Origin of the sequence: Beijerinckia sp. L45, from assembly GCF_009765775.1 — a bacterium.
GTDB lineage: Bacteria > Pseudomonadota > Alphaproteobacteria > Rhizobiales > Beijerinckiaceae > RH-AL1.
The window spans coordinates 1-1031 of record NZ_LMUU01000126.1 but is presented as its reverse complement, the minus strand read 5'-3'; the positions used below and the strand labels follow the sequence as shown (position 1 = coordinate 1031).

Genomic DNA, 1031 nt, shown 5'->3' with positions numbered 1-1031 from the left:
GACCAGGACGTGGCGGGGAAAGCGGTCGGCAATGCGGTGCAAGATATCGCGGATGACGGCACCGGTCGGCGAGGTGACCACGCCGATCACCCGGGGCAGATAAGGCAGGGCGCGCTTGCGGCTCTCGTCGAACAGGCCTTCGGCGCCGAGCGCCTTGCGGCGGGCTTCGAGCAGCGCCATCAGCGCGCCGATGCCGGCGGGCTCGATCGCCTCGATGACGATCTGGTACGAGGATTTGCCGGGGAAGGTGGTGATCTTGCCGGTGGCGATCACCTCCAAGCCTTCCTGCGGCTTGGTCTTCAGCTTGCTGAACGTGCCTTTCCAGACGACGGCGTCGATGCGCGCGTTCTCGTCCTTGAGGCAGAAATAGGCGTGGCCGGACGTGTGGACGCCGCGAAAATTGGAGATCTCGCCGCGCACGCGGACGAAGCCGAAGCGGTCCTCGATCGTCCGCTTCAGCGCGCCGGAGAGTTCGCCGACGGTCATTTCCGGCGTGTTTGACGTGGGGCGTTCAGCCAAAGCCGGCATGTCTAGGGTGCGTCCTCGTTCGTTCGAGACCTAACGCATGCGACGATGGCACCGCGAAGGCAATACGATCTTGAAGGCGAAGCGCTATTCCTTGACGAGCTGGCCGGAGTAGACGACCGGTCCCGTCGGCGCGCCGGTCGTGGAGCCGCCCTTCGGCTCGACGGACACAGCGAAGGCCCCGCTCTCCGCCGCCTCATAATCCGCTCGCGCGTCGGTCGGGATCTTGAGCGACACGGCCTCGTGTTTGACCACGCCCATCGAGCGCGGCGGCTTGCCATCGCCGATGTACCAGAGCTCGAGACTTTTGCCCGCCGGCGCCGCGGCCGTCAGGCAGCGTACCTTCACGCTCTTCGTCTTGAGGTCGACCTGCACCAGCATGGCCGGCTTGCCGCCACCCGGATTGATCGCTGCGACATAAGTCGACTGCTCGGCACCGGGGACGAATTCGCGAACGCCGACGAAAACCAGCAAAGCTGCGGCAAGGCTGCTCGCGGCGACCGCGA

2 protein-coding genes are annotated in these 1031 nt (G+C 65.9%); both read right to left on the bottom strand.

From position 1 onward, the window contains the following. Nucleotides 1-528, bottom strand: a 528-nt coding sequence (gene xseA / locus GSQ79_RS29535; RefSeq protein WP_246725317.1) for an exodeoxyribonuclease VII large subunit, incomplete at its 3' end; no start/stop codon positions are given. A gap of 84 nt (nucleotides 529-612) precedes the next feature. After that, nucleotides 613-1031: anti-sigma factor (locus GSQ79_RS13340; protein ID WP_174243210.1), on the bottom strand; the 419-nt coding region annotated here is incomplete at its 5' end.